At 47.5% G+C, this 19,474-nt stretch carries 15 protein-coding genes; 8 read left to right on the forward strand and 7 right to left on the reverse strand.

Features of this window, described 5'->3' with window-relative positions:
• Window positions 1–35: 35 nt before the first annotated feature.
• Window positions 36–3,509, reverse strand: coding sequence for a TolB-like translocation protein (locus OI18_RS03005; RefSeq protein WP_240312707.1), 3,474 nt, complete (start codon window positions 3,507–3,509; stop codon window positions 36–38).
• 70 nt (window positions 3,510–3,579) lie between these two features.
• Here OI18_RS03005 and OI18_RS03010 point away from each other — a divergent pair, with 70 nt between their 5' ends.
• Window positions 3,580–4,224 (forward strand): MBL fold metallo-hydrolase, encoded by a 645-nt coding sequence (locus tag OI18_RS03010; RefSeq protein ID WP_039136998.1) that lies wholly within the window; start codon window positions 3,580–3,582, stop codon window positions 4,222–4,224.
• 86 nt (window positions 4,225–4,310) lie between these two features.
• Here OI18_RS03010 and OI18_RS03015 read toward each other — a convergent pair whose 3' ends face one another.
• Window positions 4,311–5,819 (reverse strand): lipopolysaccharide biosynthesis protein, encoded by a 1,509-nt coding sequence (locus tag OI18_RS03015; protein ID WP_039137000.1) that lies wholly within the window; start codon window positions 5,817–5,819, stop codon window positions 4,311–4,313.
• Between the two features lie 84 nt (window positions 5,820–5,903).
• Between OI18_RS03015 and OI18_RS03020 the strand changes: the two genes are divergently transcribed.
• Window positions 5,904–6,551 (forward strand): hypothetical protein, encoded by a 648-nt coding sequence (locus OI18_RS03020; protein WP_039137002.1) that lies wholly within the window; start codon window positions 5,904–5,906, stop codon window positions 6,549–6,551.
• Window positions 6,552–6,567: 16 nt separating this feature from the next.
• On the opposite strand, the gene OI18_RS03025 is transcribed toward OI18_RS03020, so the two are convergent.
• Both OI18_RS03025 and OI18_RS03030 read right to left on the reverse strand, forming a co-directional pair.
• A complete protein-coding gene (locus OI18_RS03025; RefSeq protein WP_240312708.1) occupies window positions 6,568–7,542 on the reverse strand; it encodes a cytochrome-c peroxidase in 975 nt (324 codons plus the stop codon).
• 29 nt (window positions 7,543–7,571) lie between these two features.
• On the reverse strand, window positions 7,572–8,348 hold the full coding sequence (locus OI18_RS03030) for an MbnP family protein (RefSeq protein ID WP_039137006.1): 777 nt from the start codon (window positions 8,346–8,348) through the stop codon (window positions 7,572–7,574).
• 20 nt (window positions 8,349–8,368) lie between these two features.
• Here OI18_RS03030 and dtd point away from each other — a divergent pair, with 20 nt between their 5' ends.
• From dtd to OI18_RS03055, 5 genes are all read left to right on the forward strand, one after another.
• Window positions 8,369–8,821, forward strand: coding sequence for a D-aminoacyl-tRNA deacylase (gene dtd, locus OI18_RS03035; protein ID WP_039137008.1), 453 nt, complete (start codon window positions 8,369–8,371; stop codon window positions 8,819–8,821).
• Window positions 8,822–8,833: 12 nt separating this feature from the next.
• Window positions 8,834–9,169 (forward strand): nucleotide pyrophosphohydrolase, encoded by a 336-nt coding sequence (locus OI18_RS03040; RefSeq protein ID WP_240312709.1) that lies wholly within the window; start codon window positions 8,834–8,836, stop codon window positions 9,167–9,169.
• A 30-nt stretch (window positions 9,170–9,199) separates the two neighbouring features.
• The gene (locus OI18_RS03045; protein WP_039137010.1) at window positions 9,200–10,645 is read left to right on the forward strand and encodes a glycine--tRNA ligase; all 1,446 of its coding nucleotides are present in this window, start codon (window positions 9,200–9,202) and stop codon (window positions 10,643–10,645) included.
• 58 nt (window positions 10,646–10,703) lie between these two features.
• Complete coding sequence (locus OI18_RS03050) at window positions 10,704–10,979, forward strand: hypothetical protein (RefSeq protein WP_039137013.1); 276 nt, start codon at window positions 10,704–10,706, stop codon at window positions 10,977–10,979.
• 95 nt (window positions 10,980–11,074) lie between these two features.
• Complete coding sequence (locus tag OI18_RS03055) at window positions 11,075–11,350, forward strand: hypothetical protein (protein ID WP_039137015.1); 276 nt, start codon at window positions 11,075–11,077, stop codon at window positions 11,348–11,350.
• A 2-nt stretch (window positions 11,351–11,352) separates the two neighbouring features.
• On the opposite strand, the gene OI18_RS03060 is transcribed toward OI18_RS03055, so the two are convergent.
• Together OI18_RS03060 and OI18_RS03065 are read right to left on the reverse strand one after the other, a co-directional pair.
• The gene (locus tag OI18_RS03060; protein ID WP_039137018.1) at window positions 11,353–12,102 is read right to left on the reverse strand and encodes a ferredoxin--NADP reductase; all 750 of its coding nucleotides are present in this window, start codon (window positions 12,100–12,102) and stop codon (window positions 11,353–11,355) included.
• 5 nt (window positions 12,103–12,107) lie between these two features.
• Window positions 12,108–15,116 carry a T9SS type A sorting domain-containing protein gene (locus OI18_RS03065; protein ID WP_039137019.1) on the reverse strand — a complete coding sequence of 1,003 codons (3,009 nt, stop codon included), beginning with the start codon at window positions 15,114–15,116 and terminating at the stop codon, window positions 12,108–12,110.
• Between the two features lie 197 nt (window positions 15,117–15,313).
• On the opposite strand from OI18_RS03065, the gene mfd reads away from it, so the two are divergent.
• Window positions 15,314–18,631 carry a transcription-repair coupling factor gene (mfd, locus tag OI18_RS03070; RefSeq protein WP_240312710.1) on the forward strand — a complete coding sequence of 1,106 codons (3,318 nt, stop codon included), beginning with the start codon at window positions 15,314–15,316 and terminating at the stop codon, window positions 18,629–18,631.
• 118 nt (window positions 18,632–18,749) lie between these two features.
• Here mfd and OI18_RS03075 read toward each other — a convergent pair whose 3' ends face one another.
• Window positions 18,750–19,181 (reverse strand): GNAT family N-acetyltransferase, encoded by a 432-nt coding sequence (locus OI18_RS03075; RefSeq protein ID WP_039137022.1) that lies wholly within the window; start codon window positions 19,179–19,181, stop codon window positions 18,750–18,752.
• Between the last annotated feature and the right edge of the window lie 293 nt (window positions 19,182–19,474).

The following is a 19,474-nucleotide window of genomic DNA, read 5'->3' on the forward strand; positions in this document are numbered from 1 at the left end:
ACCGATGTGCAGTTTTTTTTATTCAGTATGATGGATCAGAAATCAACACCAAGTGCAAAATGCCAAATAGGTCTTCCTTTGAAGAACCCGGACATTTCCCAACCGGTATCAAGTCTCATGAAGTAACCCAGTAACGTACTCCTTGCACCGAAACCGTAACCGCCGACAAATGGACCAACTCCACCCGCTTTGATGCGTACAAGTATATTTCCTTCCTGGTACACTTTTGAAGGCCGGGCAATCCCGTTGTAATTGCCGTTCCATGCAGTACCAAGGTCAACGAACTGGGTCAGCTGGAAGTTCCTTACAAATGCATTATTGATAGGTCTCTTCAACAATGTCGTAAATACCGGGAACCTGAACTCACTGTTTATAACAAGGTTATTGTTGCCATTCGTAATGTTCTGGTTGTGTCCGCGCAGGTTCAGGGCCAGTGCCTGGAATGCATAGGTAGGATCCTGCGGTTGAACTTCTGTATTTGCTTTGGGGAATAGCCATCCGTCCTGTCCGCCGAGATAATACAGGATCTTCTGGTCGCCCCATGAAGCGTCTCCTGCTGCACGCCCGGCCCAGATGAAGTTGCCAATGATCGGGTAATAATAACGCGCATCAAATCCAAAATTGAAACTGGTCTTGCCTTCTGCATAAACCACCTTGCTCAATTGCGTATTGTAGTCAACATACACTTTGTAACGAAGACCATTCCAGATATTGGTTGCCTTTTCAACGGAGTTGTCGTAAATATATTCCAGGCGCAGAAGGCCAAATGTTTTTTTCTTATCGGGCTCGGCGATCGTGCTTGGCGGACCTGCATATGCCTTTGTAACGATCTTGTCCATCCGCACACCAACGTTCGCCCTGATGCTCCTTAGCTTATCGAAAGGATACTTTACACCACCCTGGAAGAGGTTGGTATACAACTTAGCAGGAACAAGGAAACTTTGCTGGAATACAGTACTACCCACATCTGTTCGCCTGTAGTACAACAATGAATAGTCAAACCGGTGCTTCAGGTAATCTACTCTTGCAAGGTATTCGGAACCACTGTTGAACAGTGACTGTGATCCTGGTACGAAGATATTGGGATCACCTACCACAACAGGAATTCCCTGGCCTGCAGTATTGATCAATGGTGCACGGACCATCCCGGTGAATCGAAGGTCTTCCATCAGGTCATACACCGTCACTTTGAACATACCGTTAAAGCCGTTGTTTGAACTGTTCGTTACCGGTAGTGCGCCCGTAAATGGCTCATACCTGGTTATCAACACATCATTATTGAACAGTGACCCTGTTACCTGGTCCACTGAAAACTTCAACCGGTAATCAAATCGTCCGGCCCTTTTCAACACTGAAGGCTGGCTTTCTTCCTGCTGGCCCCTGGTGATCATCTGCTGGATCGCTGAATCAGCCTTGTCGCGCCCGAATTCAGATTCAAATTCACTCACGGCATTGCGGGCTGAATCGGTAGTACTGTCAGGCACCTGGAACTTGAGCGCTTCACCACTGGCAACCCGCATTTTATCAATGCTGCGCCTGCGGTAATCGGTTGGCCTGGGATTCACATTCCTTCTTTTCAGTGCGTTTTCGTCCACCTTCAGTTTATAAAGGAATTTCAGGTCACCCTCACGGCGAACTTCACTAACCACATCTTTTTCACCAGCTGATTTTGTTTCTACAAGTCCACTCTGGTAGTTGGTCAATGGAAACACATAAGCAGAATCACTGGTAATTGACATGGAGAAAGTGGTATCAGGTTCTGCTTTATCATAGAAGCGCAGGAGGGAGTCGATATCACGGCGACCTGGATTTCTCAGGATATCATCACCGACAACAACAATCGTGTCAACACCTGCCCTTTCAGTAGTGAAGAAGCCTGCAAAGCGGTTATGTATCCCGTTTTCATCACCGACGAAAGTGAAGTGTGATGTATTATACTGTGTCGGAAAGCGTGCGTTTCCATATTTCAGCTTTGTCAGCTGTGAGATCTGTTTGAATTCACTCTTATTGAAATTGTCTACCAGGAAAATATTGTAACGACTGTTTGAAGGAACAATGGTGTCGCCAGTTGGTGCGGTGGCAGACGGCCTGTTTGACGCATAAAGGATTCCCGATTTATTCGGGAAAGCTACAAACGTGGGGTCGAGGTCGTCATATTTGTCATTTGTGATCTGCTCTATCCTTTCCCTGTCGATCTTGAAAGTATAGATGTCGGACTGACCGTTCCGCACAGCGCTCATCAACAGAGTATTGTCATCGAGCATGTACTTAACGTCCTGGATCTGTTCAAACTGGTCGAGCACCAGTTTATCCCTTTTGAGCCGTGAAAAAATATCATAGGTGAACATCCGGATCTTGCCTTCCGTATTGTAGACCACGAGTAGCTTGTTGCCCTTTTCATTCCACGCAAGCAGCGGGTAATGCGGGTCCTGCCTGGCTTCAAGGTTACGGACACCATTGCGCAGCAGGATCTTTTTGGTGCTGTAATCTTCGTAGAAGGCAACACACTGCTGGCCTTTAATGTATTCAACGACTGCATACGCCTGGCTCCGGGGTACGGGATTAGGGGTGAAGTTGTAGAAGTCCCTGTTTTTTTTCACTTCTTCAACTACCTGCATGGAGCCTTTCGGATTATTTCGCCGTCCCTTGATATCCTTGTAATACTTGTCTTCGTTATACAACATAAAGTCAGCCAGCACATCCTTGAATTTCTTTTTGCAGATGCGGTTGGAGGCTCCATTGAGATTACGGTACAGTCTCGCCAGGTAAAGGAAATATTTGGTGTTCTCTTTTTTATAGATCTCTTCAATGTAATTCCAGAAAGCATGACCGGCGAGAAGCGGCTGGTCGTGCGCAAACTGGTAGAAATTCCGATACCTGCCGGATAATAAAGCGGATTTCAACCGGTCGTCCAGTTCGGTGCTCCAGTTTTCCGCAGCATAGGCAACAAATCCGTCGGTTAACCATTTCGGTAAGTCTAATAATGCCTGGTTTGCAGCAAATTCGCCCAGGTCATCACCAAAAAGAATATTGTCAAGCAAAATTTTTGCAATACCCTGCCTGACCTGCCTGCGCAGGTTTTCATGGTCACTGTTGTAATAAATGACTACTTTGTTGTTAACGAGTTTCGTATTGCCACCGTTGGTCTGCCAATCGGTAGTTAGCCCGATATTCGTTTGCTGAAGGTCGTTGAAGCTGTTGTAAACAACCAGGTTAGCCCTTCTCTGGAGGCCGTACTCCATAAAGGTTTCAAGTTCCGGTAGCTCCTTTTCCGCGATCATTGCCACGGTCTGGGCTATCTTTTCGCCCTTCTGGCTGTAATAGGTGTTGAAGTTGTCGGTCTGGTAATATTGCCACTTGAATTTTTTATACTGTACCCTGTTCTTTCCAAATTCCACTGTATTGACCTGGGCATTTACGGGATTTAATGCGTTCAACAGGGAAAGGATGAAAATCACAGCAATCGTATAACAAACACTCAAAAACGAATGATTCTTCGGAAATTGCATACCCAATGATTGTAGTCTAAAATTATGTTTTTCAGGGTTATCTGTGAAATCCCTCTTAAATAATAGAGCTATGTTAACAGTCCGCCAATTTGAATTTAGTCCCATTATGGAAAACACTTATGTTTTGTATAACGAACAAAGTGAGTGCATCATAATTGATCCGGGCTGTTATGACCAGCGTGAGGAGCAGGTATTGAAAGAATACATCAAACAACATCGGCTTCATCCCCGGCTGTTGCTTAACACGCACTGCCACCTGGATCATGTGTTTGGCAACAGGTTTGTGCATGAGACCTGGGATCTCGAATTATATATTCATGCCGCCGAAAAACAGGTTCTGGATTATGCACCTGAAGCGGGTAAACGATGGAACCTGCCCTTCAGCAATTACAACGGTCCTCTTCATTTTCTTGATCCAAAGGAAAAGATCAGGATTGGCAACGACGAACTTTCCATAATTGAAGCTCCCGGCCATTCTCCCGGCCACATCTGTTTCTACAGTGAATCACAACATTTCCTGATAGGCGGCGATGTCTTATTCCGCCGCAGCATAGGCCGGACAGACCTTCCAGGCGGAAATCACCAGCAGCTGCTCAACAGCATCCGCACCCAGCTTTTCGTGCTTCCCGACGATGTAAAAGTGTACCCCGGCCATGGCGAATCCACTACAATCGGTTATGAGAAGAAATTTAATCCCTTTTTACAAGCTCAGTGAATACGTTGCAGCTTCCTGAAACAATCAACTCCATATTACCCGTTTGCCATATTCGGCTCTTACCCGAATCATAGGTCATTTGTCACTCATTGACTTATTGACTTACCGACCCGTCGCAAATTCGTCCACTCTCTTTTTTCCACCTTTGCAACAAAAGCCCCGAAAGCCAAAAGCATTATTGTGCCTGTTGCAATGCTGAACCAAAGCGGACTGTAGAAATACAGCAACAGTCGGTGGAGTAATACGATCACGCTCACCAGCACGAGGTAGGAAAGCAGTTTCTTCTTCGCATAAGGAACAGGGTAATACCGCTGACCCAGGATATAACTGATAACCATCATGAAAAGATAACAGGAGAAGGTTGCGAGGGCCGCCCCCAGGTAATGCAGTCGGGGAATCAGCAACACATTCAGTATGATGGTGATCACGGCACCGGCCAGTGTAATATAAGCCCCCGACAGGTTTTTGCCTGTCAGCTTGAACCAGATGCTCAGGTTATAATAAATGCCCAGGAAAATATTTCCCATCGCCAGGATCGGAACAATATACATGCCTTCTCCCCACGCTTCAGACTTAAGGGTGATGATCCATTTCAGGACATCGAGATACAATCCTATCAGCAGGAACATAAAACAGCAGGCAATTACAAAGAATTTCATGACCCGGGCATAACTCTTCTGGGCACCTTCGTTCTTTGACTGGTTGAAAAAGAAGGGTTCCGCCGCCATACGGAAAGCCTGTATCATTATGGTGATGAGTACCGACAACCTGTATACATTGGCGAAAATTCCCAACTCGTGCTTGGCCTGCTCCGCGGGTAGATCTACCAGGTGCTGGTATACCAGTCTGCTGAGCATTTCGTTCACCATTCCCCCAAGTCCGACAATTATCAGCGGGTAACTATAGTGCATGATTTCCTTCCAAAGAACGGAATCAAACTCGAGCTTCACTTCCTTCCATTCCGGAATCAGTAACAGGAAAGTCGCAATACTGCCCAGCAGGTTGCCGATCAGGTAATAACCTATACCGATATCGAGTCGCTGGATCATTGCCAGGAAGCCCTCAGGGTGTCTTGATGTATAGCCAGGTAAAAAGCCAAGAAAGAAAAAGACTATGGTGAGGTTCACTACTATACCTGCGACGCGGACAAAAGCATAGCGCCGGGGTCTGTTTTCCTGCCGTAGCCGGGCAAAAGCCAGTGTAGCCAGCGCATCGAAAAAGATGATGCCGCACATCCAGCTAAGGTATTCAGGGTGTGCGGTAAGGTTGAATGCTTCGGCGATGTAAAACCGGGAAATATATAAAATGACCGTAAAAAGAATGCTGCTGACAAAAAGGGAAACCGAAAGTGTATTATATAAATGCTGGCGTTCTTTTTCCTGGGAAAACCGGAAGTAAGCAGTTTCCAGTCCATATGTGAATAATACATTAAGGAAGGGAATTATCGCATATACCTGGGTGATATCCGCCGTTTTTGCGGGTTGTGCAAAAAGGAAGGGGAGGGCCATATTCATCAGGTAGCCCAAAAACCTGCTGACAATGGTGGGTACGCCATACCAGATCGTTTGTCCTGCCAGTTTCTTTATTTCGCTCAAAAGGAATGAATGAATTTGGGCAAATTTAGTCGGATTTCAACTGCGCCCTTTGATTTTGTAACTTTCACCTTTAAATAACCCCTTATGATAAAACCCTTATATGTGACCGTGGTGACAATGTTCTTCTCCCTGGCCTCACTGGCACAGCCAAAAGCTATTGAGGGAGTGGCCGAAATCCAGGGTAAAAATGTTGCGGCTGCCGTAATTGAATTTCCTTATCCGCCGGAAACAGTGGAAACGGCCCTGGCCGAAAAACTTGCAGAAAGAGGATTCAAAGCCAATAAAGCGAAAGATTACCAGTTGTTCCGTTCTGTTCCTGTCGGTTCGGGAAAAAATATTTTTGATGTGTACATAAAGACAGAACGCAAGAGCAGAAAGCAAAAAGATGCGTCTGTTGTATATATCGTTCTTGCAAAGCCGAATGAAATGGTTTCTGCGCGTTCTGCCGGTGATCGCCATGGAGTTGGTGACGGCAAGGAGTTCCTGAACGATTTCACCCCTTACCTGGAAGATTTTAACCTGAAGCTTGAAATAATGGCGCAGGAAGATAATATCCGGAAACTCGAAAAGAAATATTCTGATCTGTTAAGTGACAGCACTGACCTGTCACGCAAAAAACTCCAGCTTGAAGAAAAGATAATGTTGAACAGTACATCGCTCCAACAGCAGGCTGCCGAATTGGAAAAGCAACGCGTAGCCCTCGAAGCAGCGAAGTCGCGCCGGAAATCATAAGTCCACTCTTACACCCTTATTCACCTCCTGAGAACTTCTGGTCCGACAGGAAGGTGGAATCTGTAAGGGTTCGCAGGAATTCGGTAAGAAAGCTTCTCTCCACTGGCGAGAGTGAGATTCCGTTGCCATTATAGTGAGTGTATACATCGGACAGGTTCCAGAACCGTCCATCATGCATATAGGGAAATGTCTTTAGAACATTCCTGAGGCTGGGCACTTTAAAACGAAGTGAATCCTGGCTGCTACCGGTGATGCGCATCCTGCCGAGGTCATTGAGATCGGGATTAACAGGCAACCCGTTCTTTTCATAAGCCAGGTTGGTGAACAGCGGCTCGGTATGACAGCTGCTGCACTTTTGCTGGAAAATGGCATAGCCCGCTTCTTCATTTACATTGAAAAGGTCACTACCATTTTTCACCCGGTCGTATTTTGAGTCGGCGGATACCAGCATCAGCATGAATTGCGAAAGGGCCTTTGTAAGCGTGGAGGTCGAAATTTCCGGGCTGCCGAACGCACGGGCAAAGTCTTTTTGATATTGGGGGTCGGCATTTAACTTCTCGAGTACTGATGGGATCGTTTCGGCCATTTCATTTGGGGCAGTTAATGGAGCCAGTGGCTGCAGGTCCAGGTTTGCTATCCCGCCGTCGTGGTGCATTTCAGTATGCCAGGCCAGGTTGAACAACGCCGGTGCATTCCTGGTAGTGAACTGGTTATTGAAACCGTGACTGAAATCGTGCTCAAAAGTGGCGAATGCAGCGAAGGGCTGGTGACAGCTTGCGCAGGGAAAATTGCCATCCTTCGACAGCCGACCGTCAAAAAACAGCTTCCGACCCAGCTCAAAACCTTCTTTGGTGAGTGGATTGGAAGCAAAATCGTACCTGGTGTCAGGCCATCCCGCAGGCTTTGGAAAATCCAACGGTGTTGCCCGCTGGGGGCTGTCGTCGCTCTTGTTGCAGCCCGACCCCCAAAGCGAAGCTATCGCTACCAGCATACACCATATTATCAGGATCCGGCTGCGCATCAGTTAATATCGAATTGGGTTAGTTGGAAAGCCCCGGCAAAATTCCCGGAGATCTGGTAGGCCAACTCACCGGGAGTCATGCAAACCGGTTCTTCGCTTATCCGTACCGGGTAGCTGTAGTTAAAGAAGGCATCCATATCAACAGATATATCCAATTCCAGCGTTTTGCCTTCCTGCAGTTGCCAGGTGTCCGTGTCCGTAAGTGTAACGGTAAAATTCCTGATGGCGCTGTAAGGCCACCGGAATCCACCGATATGATATTCGAACTTGCCGTTCACCTGAGTGCTTGAAGGCGAAGTACCTTCAAGTTTCGTATAGATATAACCGGTATTCCAGGTCCAGAACATTCCCTTCGCGGGGTCAAGTGCCCCGGATTGGACACCGCTCACGTTCCTTGCGCTGTCAACCCCAAGCAACACCGAAATGGCGTTATACGTGCCTGGCTTTATGGTTGTATTGATTTCCAGGCTTGACGGGTCGGCAAGGTCGACCAGGTAATATGGATCACCGTTTACAGCCTGCGAATGTTGTGGGTTTCCGGAAAGCGCGATCTGCCCGAAATAGAATTTGAATATCGTAGCCGAATAGCTTTCACCAAAGGAATTGGTATATGTTTCGTTCAACCGGAACGGCGTACCATTGATTTTAGGATGAAAGCGGATGCTGATATATGCAGTTGCTGCCGAATCACTGCTGAGTTCTTTCTGGCACGAAGTGCCAATCACCATCAAGGTAAGGCACAGGATAAGCAGAGAATATCTATTTTCGGTATTCACACCAGAAAGTTACACAAATTATGAGAGTGGTCATACAGCGGGTAAGCAGGGCTTCGGTTACAATTGACGGAAAGGTAAAAGATTCAATCGGGGAGGGATTACTGGTATTGGCCGGGTTCGAAGACACCGATGCGCAGGAAGACATAAACTGGATAAGCAGCAAACTGGTGCAGCTGCGGGTTTTTAATGATGACCAGGGCGTGATGAACAGGTCGGTAAAGGAAGTGGATGGAGGGATCCTGGTGATCAGCCAGTTCACATTGCATGCGAGCACTAAAAAAGGCAACCGCCCTTCTTATATCCGTGCATCGAAACCGGATACTGCAATCCCGTTATACGAGAATTTCGTCCGGCAGGTGGAGGTTGACCTCGGTAAACCTGTTGGTACCGGTATATTTGGTGCCGATATGAAAGTGGAGCTGGTTAACGACGGCCCAGTCACGATCTGCATTGATTCAAAGAATAAAGAATAAACCCGTTTTGCAATGGAAGACATCACCATCAGGGAAGCGCAGCAACAGGTCGATACCTGGATCCGGACTGTCGGTGTGCGTTATTTCAATGAACTCACTAACCTCGGCGTATTAATGGAAGAAGTTGGTGAACTTTCCCGGATCATGGTTCGTCAATATGGGGAACAGTCGTGGAAGTCGTCAGATAAGGGGAAAGACCTTGACGACGAAATGGCTGATGTGCTCTGGGTACTCATTTGCCTGGCCAACCAGACCGGAGTTGACCTTTCGGCAGCCCTTAAAAAGAATTTCGAAAAGAAAAATCTCAGGGATTCCGACCGCCATCGGGACAATGAGAAGTTGGTTTAACTTTTTACTTTCTATTATCTTTGCCCACTTATGGCTACCGATTCAAATAAATTTCAGGCGATCATTTCGCATTGTAAGGAATATGGATTCATTTTCCAGTCGAGTGAGATCTATGACGGCCTTAGTGCTGTTTATGACTATGGTCAGAACGGTTCAGAGCTTAAAAAGAACATCAGGGACTATTGGTGGAAATCAATGACCCAGATGCATGAGAATATCGTAGGTATCGATGCAGCCATCTTTATGCATCCTACCACCTGGAAAGCCAGCGGGCACGTTGACAACTTCAGCGACCCGATGATCGACAACAAAGACAGCCAGAAAAGGTACAGGGTAGATCACCTTATCGAAGCGCATGTAGAAACCCTGCCGAAAGAAGAAGGGGATAAGTTGCTCGCAAAAATGGATCAGCTTCTTGCTAAAGAAGATTTCGGCGGCCTGAAGCAGCTTATCGAAGATTCAAAAATTAAATGTACTGTCAGCGGAACGTCCAACTGGACGGATGTGCGCCAGTTCAACCTCATGTTTTCCACCCAACTGGGAAGTGTGAGCGAAGAGGCAAGTGAAATTTACCTCCGTCCTGAGACCGCCCAGGGCATCTTCGTCAATTTCCTGAATGTTCAGAAAACCGGCAGGTTGCGTATTCCATTCGGTATCGCACAGGTTGGTAAAGCATTCCGCAACGAGATCGTAGCCCGGCAGTTCATTTTCCGGATGCGGGAATTTGAGCAGATGGAAATGCAGTTCTTCATCAGGCCTGGCACCCAGAAAGAATGGTACGAATACTGGAAGGCAGAGCGCATGAAGTGGCACCTCAGCCTGGGCATCCCGGCAGAAAGATACCGGTTTCACGACCACGTGAAGCTCGCGCATTATGCGGATGCTGCCTGCGATATTGAATATGACTTCCCGATCGGATTCAAGGAAGTCGAAGGAATCCATTCCCGTACCGACTTCGACCTGCGGAACCACCAGGAGTACAGCAAGAAGAAAATGCAGTACTTCGATAATGACCTTGATGAGAGCGGCAAACCATACGGGAATTATATTCCATACGTGATCGAAACTTCTATCGGCCTTGACCGTACCGTTATGATGGTGCTGAGCCAGGCCTTTGAAGAAGAGGACCTAAGCACGGAAGGAAAACCTGACAGCCGGGTAATTCTGAAATTTCCACCACGGATTGCACCGGTAAAGCTTGCGATTTTACCATTGGTAAAAAAAGATGGCCTTCCCGAGATCGCACGGGAACTGATGAATGAATGCAAGACGGCTTTCAGGTGTTTTTACGAGGAAAAAGACGCTATCGGCAAGCGTTACCGCCGCCAGGACGCTATTGGCACGCCTTTTTGTGTAACTATAGATCACCAGACGAAAGAAGACGGAACAGTGACCATCAGGTACAGGGATTCGATGAAACAGGAAAGAATTAGTTTAAAGGCAGTAAAAGAATTGGTTGACAAAGCCATTCTGTAATTATATATTTGTTAGACCCTAAATCCCTGACCTTCGGACCGGGACCTATAATAACAATATGCAGATTACTGTACACCTAGGATTGCTTGTTTTAGCCGGCGCCCTCGCATTTTCTGTCGGACTCTTGTTCCGTTGGATTCAGGTGAAGCTGCTCCGTAAGCAGCTCCTTGAACTGGAAAAGGAAAAAATGGACGACCATGCGGAAATTCTTTCCCTTCAGCGAAAGCTTTCTGATTCGGTGAACAGTTCCCACCCCGCGGCCACTCCAGTGGTTTCCCTTAAAGAAAAGGACTCACAGACAGATAACGGTAAGAACAAACTTGCTTCACAGTAATTCCCATTGACCGCAGTGCCGGACAATAATTTTATAAACGGTTCGTTTATAAAGGGTAACCCTGTGAATATCCACAATGACTCAAACCAATATCTATGATGTCTGTTCTAATAAACGCTAATGCCTTTGTCTGGGTGTTCGCAGCGTTCTTGACAGGTTCCTTGATAGGTTTTGCCTTCCGTTCCCGTCAGATTGCCAAGTCGAGAAAGAGAATTTTAGAGCTGGAAACTGAAATGGTTGAAAATCACGCAGAAATCCTCCGATTACATAAGCATAACTCGGAAATGTCAGACGATTCTTCTATAAAAGTGCCGGTAATCAGTCTAAGTTTAGGTGATTCAGGCGGGTCAAAGACCAAGGCCAAAGCCTGAGCTTAGCCGTACAGCTCCTGGTGGATATCCCGCTTTTCATATCCCATCGCCAGGATTCGCTGCTTTGCCTCATCAATCATATTTTTCCATCCGCAAAGAAAGAAATTTGCAGGATACGGGCTGTCTACGCCCTGCCTTTTTTCATTACTGCAGATCTCCTCATATATTGAATGCACGTATCCCGTGCGATAATCGCCGTTTGAAGGTTCCTCCCTTGAAAAAGTTGGGATATAATGAAATGAAGGTAACTCCTTCTCCAGCTGCTTCAATTCATCTCCATACAGTCCGTCGCAAAATTTCCTGCATCCGAAAATCAGGTAGATGTTCTTGTGCGGCTTTTGCCTGATCAGGATATCATGTACCATCGCCCTGAATGGCGCAACGCCGGTTCCGGTGCATATAAAGAAAAGATCCTTTTCAATAACCTCGGGTAAAACGAAAACTCCCTGTGGTCCCCTTAGTGTCAGAAGGCTGCCTTCCTGGATGCTGTTGAAGAGATAGTGAGTGCCGAGCCCGCCTTCAAGTAATACAATTACCAGTTCGATCACATTGGTTCCATCCGGCCAGGAAGCGATTGAATAACTGCGCCACCTTTTGTTTTTCTGCTCATGAATCGGAAGATCCAGTGTTACAAACTGACCAGGCTTAAAGTCGAAATTTTCAGTCTCCTGCATTTCTATCCAGAACCGTTTCGTACTGGCGGACTCATCCACGATACGGATAACTTTACCGGTTTGCCAGGGTTGTAACATATGGATTATTGTTTTATGAACTTCGTTATAAATCGCTGTTTGTTGTCCTCACTTGTTATGGTAAGCACATACGTGCCACCTGGTAACCTGGCCACATCAATATCACCGTTCTGGTACCCGGTTTCTTTCCTGAATACCAGTTGGCCGTTAACGTTATGAACCTGGACAGTGATCCGCTTTATTTCGAACATATTCCCGGTCTGGTAACCAATGGTGGACCTGGTAATTCCGGGCCATGAATAACGGATAAAATTCTTGTTGTTGATCACCGGATCAACAGTTCCTGTATTGATGTTCGGTGTAAAATTAGGGGACGGGATGGTTGTAAAGTACATTCCGTTTCCATGCGTGCCCACCAGCAGCCGGTTATCTTGCGGACGGTAAGCCAGCGAAGTGACCAAAGAGTAATTCAGCGTTGAACCGCCTTCCCTTTTCCAGGTAACCGGTCTTCCGGCATTGAGTGTGTCCTTTACTCCCAGCGTGCTGTAAAGCCCCACTGAAGTGCCGACATAATATTCAGTGAAAGGATTGCCTGCCGGATCCTTACGGGCTACAATCACACAACTGCGGATAGACGGCAGCGTCAGGTTGCCTTCTATCAGCGTCCATGTCGGCGAAGAGCTTTTGGCGTTGGTGGTCCACCAGATATTGATATCAGTATGTGTCGTGGTTCCCACTGTAACCTGGTAATTTGAATACACTACCATTACCTCGTCATCATTGTTAGGGTTTACAGCGATATCGGATACGTTCACCCTGGCGTTCTGCAAAGTGCCACCTGTTATGAGATCCTCAATTACAGGGGGTGTTATGTCGACCGGAGCCGTGGCGACCGCAACATTCCTTGGGTCGTTCAGCCGGAACACCCTTCCTTCCGTTGACCCTAGATACATTACATGTGAGCTCATATATGGCCCGCGTGACAATTCAATAGCCCTGATGCCTATGTCCGTACCATTGGAGTTGCCCGGGTTCACCCTGTTCGCTACCCCCGTGAGTTCGGTCCAGGTAGAAGGGGTTACCGAAGATGCGGCAGTTGTCCTGAAGATCCTGTTGAAGTTCACGTAATACATGTCCTCCGTGTTATCGTGGTCGAGAGCGAAGTAGGTAACGAATTCGCCAAAGCCACCGCTGAAATTCGATGTAAGCCCATTCGGCCTGATGTTGGTGGCATCATTGGGAATCAGTCTCGATATACTGCCCAGCTGGCTCGTCACATACATCATGTAATCGCTGAAGCTATTGAATTTGCTTATCGCAGCTGCACCTCCGTCACCGCTGCCTGCATTCACGTGATCGTTGTTGCCGGCAACCCGCAGGTAAGTACTGTTGTCCTGCATGCCACCAATGAAATTATCCACCTGGTTACCAGATGGCCTTACTTCAAGATTGACATGATAATATTGTGTGGTCTGGTAGTTACCGATCATCTGCCAGGTTACAGGTTTGGTTGCTCCTGCGTTTGCCAGGATGTTTTCCGCCAGGTGCAATCCACCATCGGTTGCACACAATGCACGCGAGGCATTGGTAGGATCAAAAATTAAATTATGGATATCGGGGTGATTGTTTTCATACTGAACCACATCGTACTCGGTAGTATTCGGCCCCCAGTATTGATAGCCACCGATCCAGCTTGTAGCGGTTTTGGTCGTAAACCCGTTTGTGGAGCGGTACAGGTTGGTGCCGCCAACAAAAACGACATTGGGATTGTCTGGTTTAACGGCAACGAGCATATCATATCCGCCCTGCACTGCCAGCGGGTCAATGCCATTACGCTGGCCGTTGAAATCGGGCATGTTAGCGGAGAGATTGGTGAAAGAACTGTTGCTGAAATCGAACTTGAACAGGTCCGCTTCGGGTTTGCCGTTTGAGCCTTCCTGTGAGAGCCCGTTCTCATAAAAAGTGTAAAGTATGTTATTGTTCGATGGAGCCAGGGCCAGCAGGATCCGCTTCGACGCTTCAGAAACAGTACCACCGCTGCCATAGGAATTTCCCCGCCACCCGACAATGGAATCACCAGAAAGCGTTTGTCCACCTGCAAACCTTGACCAGCTACCCTGGTTGCCTGTATTCGAGAGCCAGACGCCCCGCAACGACTGTTCCGGAAACCCGCCATTTACCGCAAGAATCAGGGTTCCCGTATTTGTAGCCACAATATCCATCTGCCCGTTATCTGCTCCAGCAAGCTGCGTACCGGCGAATACTGCACCGAACGTTACCCCTTCGTCGGTACTGCGCATCAGCCGCCGGTGGCCGCACACATATACATGACCGTTAACCGGGTTTACAATGATCTTGTGTACAATGTCATATACATCGTCAAATTCCTCCAGCGTTCCTGTGTACGTGCTTTGGATCCGTTGCCAGGTAGCCCCGTTGTCCACTGATTTCATCAGGCCGTATCCATAGTAAAACGCGCCACCTGCAGGAGGTGATGCGGAATTGCCGATTGGTTCACCGCCCCCTGCATACCAGATGTTTTGCTTTCCAGGTCGGGGGTCCTGTGCAAGGGCCGTTACATTGTGGATCTCATTTTCCGGTGTTACCCTCGTCCAGTTTGCGCCACCATCTGCTGAGCGGAACAGGCCACCGCTCACAGCTCCCGCTATTATAACACTGTTTCCTGCCGTACCGAAACGAACATCAAACGCAACAGCCCGCGTACGACCGCCGATATTGTGTGGACCTGCTTCAGAATAACTGTTGTCGGCGAAAGGTGACAGCCGCATGCTCTGGTCACGTTCTTTGACCGGCAACCGGTATGCCTGCTGCAGTTCACGTTCATGAATTCCCCTGGGAATGAGCCCGGTACCACCATCCTTGATCATATCATACTCATACTTTATCCTTTCCTCGGTGAACATCGCGCGTTCCTGCTGTGTCTTTTTCTTTTTCTTTCCGTTGCCCAGGTAGATTTTCCTGTGTTCTGTTTCCGACGGGTTTTTCCGCAAAAAATAAATTGAAACGACAACACACACAGCTATGATTGCAAGAACTGGCAGGGATTTGAACATACAGCGCGTATTATAGGCATTTCGGAAGAAAGAGGCTCTTACTAAGATACCTTAAATTTACATATCATTATCTTTGCCGTTCCCGCTTCACCAGCGGGTTGTGATAAATGAATCTGGAACATTTACTGGAGCAGTACCTTAATGATAACCGCATTTTTCAGGTTGCGGACAGGCTCACCATGTCCCAACCTCAACACATGGTACTGAAAAATCTTTCCGGCAGCTCCCCGGAATTCATCGTCTCAGCGCTTTTCCGCCACAGCATCACCGAACAACTCAATCATATCATTGTTCTGAACGATGCGGAGGAAGCCGCTTATTTCCACAATACATTGGAAAACTTGACCGGGGCACTTGACCTGTTCTATTTCCCTTCTTCATTCAGGAATAAAAAAAACTTCCGGATCCTGAACAGCAGCCACGTGATGCTTCGGACAGAAACACTCACCAGGCTCAGTTCCGGCGGTAATAAAAAACTCGTGGTCACTTATCCCGAGGCACTGTTTGAAAAGGTAGTAAGACCGGAAATGCTTAACCGAAACATTATCCGCATCAAAGTGAACGATGTACTGGATAGTGTGAAATTGTACGGACAGCTCACCGATGCCGGTTTTACCCGGACTGATTTTGTATACGAGCCGGGGCAGTTTGCCGTTCGCGGTGGTATCCTCGACATCTATTCCTTTGGCAATGAAAAGCCCTATCGCATCGAATTGTTCGGTAACGATGTGGACTCAATCAGGCTCTTCGATCCCGAAACCCAGTTGAGCGAAAGAAAATTACTGCAGGTTAATATCATCCCTAACCTGCAGGCTGAACTGCCGGAAGAAGCGACGGTAACCCTGTTTGATTTCCTCCCTGATAACACCGCAGTCTGGATGAACGACTGGCAATTCGTGAAAGAACGGATTGAGATCCAGGAAGAAGATCTGCAACTGTTCCTGGACAGGCAGGAAAGCGTCAGCCAGCCGGAAGAAGAAGAGGATAAACTCATCCGGCGTTCGGTGAACCGTGAAGAATTCGTGACCGCAATTGAAGTGGAAGATAAACTCAAGTCCATGCACCTTCTTGAAATGGAAGGCAATTCCACGATCACTGGTCACCTCAAAACTGAAATTCAGTTTCATACCCGGCCACAACCGTCGTTCAACCGGCAATTCGAACTACTGATAAAAGACCTTCAGCAATGGGAAAAGAAAGGTTTCGGCCTGTATCTATTCGCGGAGAACCCGCGCCAGCTCGAAAGGCTTCACAGTATTTTCGATGATCTTAAAGCTGAGATCCATTTTACTCCCATACCCGTTGCCATCCATGGGGGCTTTATAGATGAAGACCTGAAACAGGTGTGTTATACCGACCACCAGGTATTCCAGCGCTATCATAAGTATAAAGTCAAGCAGGCTTACAACAAGAATAAGGCTCTGACCCTGCGGACCCTGCGCGAATTGCAACCCGGCGACTTTGTTTCGCATATCGATCATGGTGTTGGAGTATACAGTGGTCTCCAGAAACTCGACGTGAATGGTAAGCTACAGGAAGCAGTCAGGATCATTTACAAAGACAGCGATATCCTGTATGTGAACATTAACTCACTGCACAAAATTTCGAAGTATACCGGTAAGGAAGGAACAGTTCCCAAGGTCAATAAACTGGGCAGCGATGCGTGGGCAAAACTGAAAGAGAAAACCAAGACCAAAGTCAAGGAAATCGCTTTCGACCTGATCAAACTGTATGCCCAGCGAAAAGCGGAGACGGGGTTCCGTCATACACCGGATACTTACCTGCAGACCGAGCTGGAAGCTTCCTTCATTTATGAAGATACACCCGACCAGAGTAAAGCCACTGCAGACGTTAAGAAGGATATGGAGAACCCATCGCCGATGGACAGGCTGGTTTGCGGCGACGTCGGATTTGGAAAAACAGAGATCGCTGTACGCGCAGCATTTAAATCAGTGGTGGATGGAAAACAGGCTGCCATACTGGTGCCAACGACCATTCTTGCATTCCAGCATTATAAAACTTTCAGTGAAAGGCTGAGGGATTTTCCTGTAACCGTTGACTATGTGAACAGGTTCAAGGGAACAAAAGAGAAGAAGGAAACGCTGAAACGGCTTGAAGAAGGAAAGGTCGATATCATCATCGGCACGCATGCATTGCTCGGAAAGGAAGTCAAGTTCAAAGACCTCGGGCTCCTCATCATCGATGAAGAACAGAAGTTCGGTGTAGCCCATAAGGAAAAGATCAAGACACTCCGCACAAACGTTGATTGCCTTACACTAACGGCAACACCCATCCCAAGAACACTGCAGTTCAGCCTGATGGGAGCGAGAGACCTCAGCATCATTAATACGCCGCCACCAAACAGGCAGCCGATCCAGACGGAAGTACAGGTATATAATGAAGACTTTATCCGTGATGCCATCTATTTTGAAACGGAACGGAACGGCCAGGTATTCTTCATTCACAACCGGGTGAATGGGCTGGCAGAAATGGCAGGTATAATCCAGGGACATTGTCCCGACCTGAGTGTCGGTTATGCACACGGACAAATGGAAGGCCACGTGCTGGAAGAAAGGATCATGGATTTCATCGACAAAAAATATGATGTCCTGGTTTGTACGAATATCGTGGAAAGCGGGGTTGACATTCCCAACGTGAATACGATCATTGTCAACAATGCCCACCAGTTTGGACTGAGTGATCTGCACCAGCTGCGGGGCAGGGTAGGACGTAGTAATAAAAAAGCATTCTGTTACCTGCTTGCACCACCAATGAGCACGCTGCCTTCGGATTCCAAAAAACGGCTTCAGACCCTGGAGCAGCACAGTGACCTGGGAAGCGGTTTCCAGATCGCCATGCGCGACCTTGACATCCGGGGAGCCGGCAATATGCTAGGTGGCGAGCAAAGTGGCTTTATGGCCGAAATTGGATTCGAGATGTACCAGAAGATCCTGGATGAGGCGATAAGGGAACTGAAACGGACTTCCTTCCGCGAGCTTTTCAAAGAGGAGATCGAGAAACAGGAGGATTATGTCCAGGATTGTACGATCGATACCGACCTTGAGATCCTGATTCCCGACAGTTATGTGGAAAGTATAACGGAAAGGCTGTCGCTTTATACCCGCCTTGACAACTGCGAAAGCGAAAAGGAATTGCAGGCGTTTCACACCGAAATGCACGACCGGTTCGGCCCGGTACCCCAGCAGGTGGAAGACCTTTTCGATACGGTCAGGGTTCGCAAGATCGCAGTGGAGCTGGGCTTTGAAAAATTGTTATTACGCGACGAAACGCTGAAGTGCTTCTTTATCAACAAACACGATTCGCCGTATTTTGAATCCGACCTGTTTCACCGCATCCTGGCCTACCTGCAGACGGATACCAATAAGGCAAGGCTGAAGCAGACCGGCAAGAATTTCCTGCTGGTGGTGGAAGACCAGCGGGATATGAAGACCATCCTGCAATTCCTCCAGCGGATGCACCGGAAAGTAACGGAAAGTGAAAAGACAGAAGCCTGACGAAACCTGTAAAATTTACCGTAGAACAGCCCAGGCGGGGAAAGCCTTAAGTAATAGGATAGCTATAGGATGGCTATGGGATGGCAATAGGTGAAGAATTGGCAGTAGATGGTAAAAATCACCGGAGCTTCTTTTCCATGACGAAGTGTGGAATGGTGACTTCCTGGAACTCTTCGCCGCAAACCTCATAACCGAGGTGTTCATAGAAACCTACAGCTGTCTTGCGCGCGTGCATGGTGAGTTTCTTGAATCCCCTGTCCCGCGCAATATTCTCGGCGAAGTTCATCAGCGCCCTGCCGATCCCTTTTCCCTGCAGGTTATTGCTGACTGCCATCTGTCGCAGGCGGACAATGCTGTTGTCTTCCTTTACCAGCATGCAGCACCCCAGCATCTTTTCGTCTTCAAAAGCACCGATCAGGATCTCTTCCCGCTCCCTGTCCAGTTCGTCCTGGCTGAAGCTGAGACCAAGTGGCTTGCGCAAAATATCATTCCGGAGCCGGATCATCTGTGAATATTCAGGCGAGCCATAATCAATGATTTTAAGTGCCATCCGCGATTGGTTTTGGAAGAAATAAGTTGCCTAAATTACAAAAATCAGGTACTCGTACCGTTTTTACTTACAAATGTTAGTAATTGTGAAATGAAAAAAGGATTTGACATTCAATAATTAAAAAAAGAGGCAAAAATTGTTATTTACTCAAAAAGTATATTTTTGCAGCCGTAACTAAACTTTACTACAATGTCAGACATCGCAACTAGAGTTAAAAAGATCATTGTTGACAAATTAGGAGTAGACGAAGCAGAAGTGACTAACGAAGCTTCTTTCACCAATGACTTGGGAGC

The organism is Flavihumibacter solisilvae, from assembly GCF_000814475.1.
Lineage (GTDB): Bacteria > Bacteroidota > Bacteroidia > Chitinophagales > Chitinophagaceae > Flavihumibacter > Flavihumibacter solisilvae.

Bases quoted from the DNA above. Each gene is read 5' to 3' on its own strand.
- OI18_RS03010 (WP_039136998.1), top strand. From the start codon at position 3,580: ATGTTAACAGTCCGCCAATTTGAATTTAGTCCCATTATGGAAAACACT.
- dtd (WP_039137008.1), top strand. From the start codon at position 8,369: ATGAGAGTGGTCATACAGCGGGTAAGCAGGGCTTCGGTTACAATTGAC.
- OI18_RS03060 (WP_039137018.1), bottom strand. From the start codon at position 12,102: ATGTTACAACCCTGGCAAACCGGTAAAGTTATCCGTATCGTGGATGAG.
- OI18_RS03075 (WP_039137022.1), bottom strand. From the start codon at position 19,181: ATGGCACTTAAAATCATTGATTATGGCTCGCCTGAATATTCACAGATG.
- mfd (WP_240312710.1), top strand. From the start codon at position 15,314: ATGGTACTGAAAAATCTTTCCGGCAGCTCCCCGGAATTCATCGTCTCA.
- OI18_RS03045 (WP_039137010.1), top strand. From the start codon at position 9,200: ATGGCTACCGATTCAAATAAATTTCAGGCGATCATTTCGCATTGTAAG.
- OI18_RS03065 (WP_039137019.1), bottom strand. From the start codon at position 15,116: ATGTTCAAATCCCTGCCAGTTCTTGCAATCATAGCTGTGTGTGTTGTC.
- OI18_RS03040 (WP_240312709.1), top strand. From the start codon at position 8,834: ATGGAAGACATCACCATCAGGGAAGCGCAGCAACAGGTCGATACCTGG.
- OI18_RS03055 (WP_039137015.1), top strand. From the start codon at position 11,075: ATGATGTCTGTTCTAATAAACGCTAATGCCTTTGTCTGGGTGTTCGCA.
- OI18_RS03005 (WP_240312707.1), bottom strand. From the start codon at position 3,509: ATGCAATTTCCGAAGAATCATTCGTTTTTGAGTGTTTGTTATACGATT.
- OI18_RS03050 (WP_039137013.1), top strand. From the start codon at position 10,704: ATGCAGATTACTGTACACCTAGGATTGCTTGTTTTAGCCGGCGCCCTC.
- OI18_RS03020 (WP_039137002.1), top strand. From the start codon at position 5,904: ATGATAAAACCCTTATATGTGACCGTGGTGACAATGTTCTTCTCCCTG.
- OI18_RS03025 (WP_240312708.1), bottom strand. From the start codon at position 7,542: ATGCTGGTAGCGATAGCTTCGCTTTGGGGGTCGGGCTGCAACAAGAGC.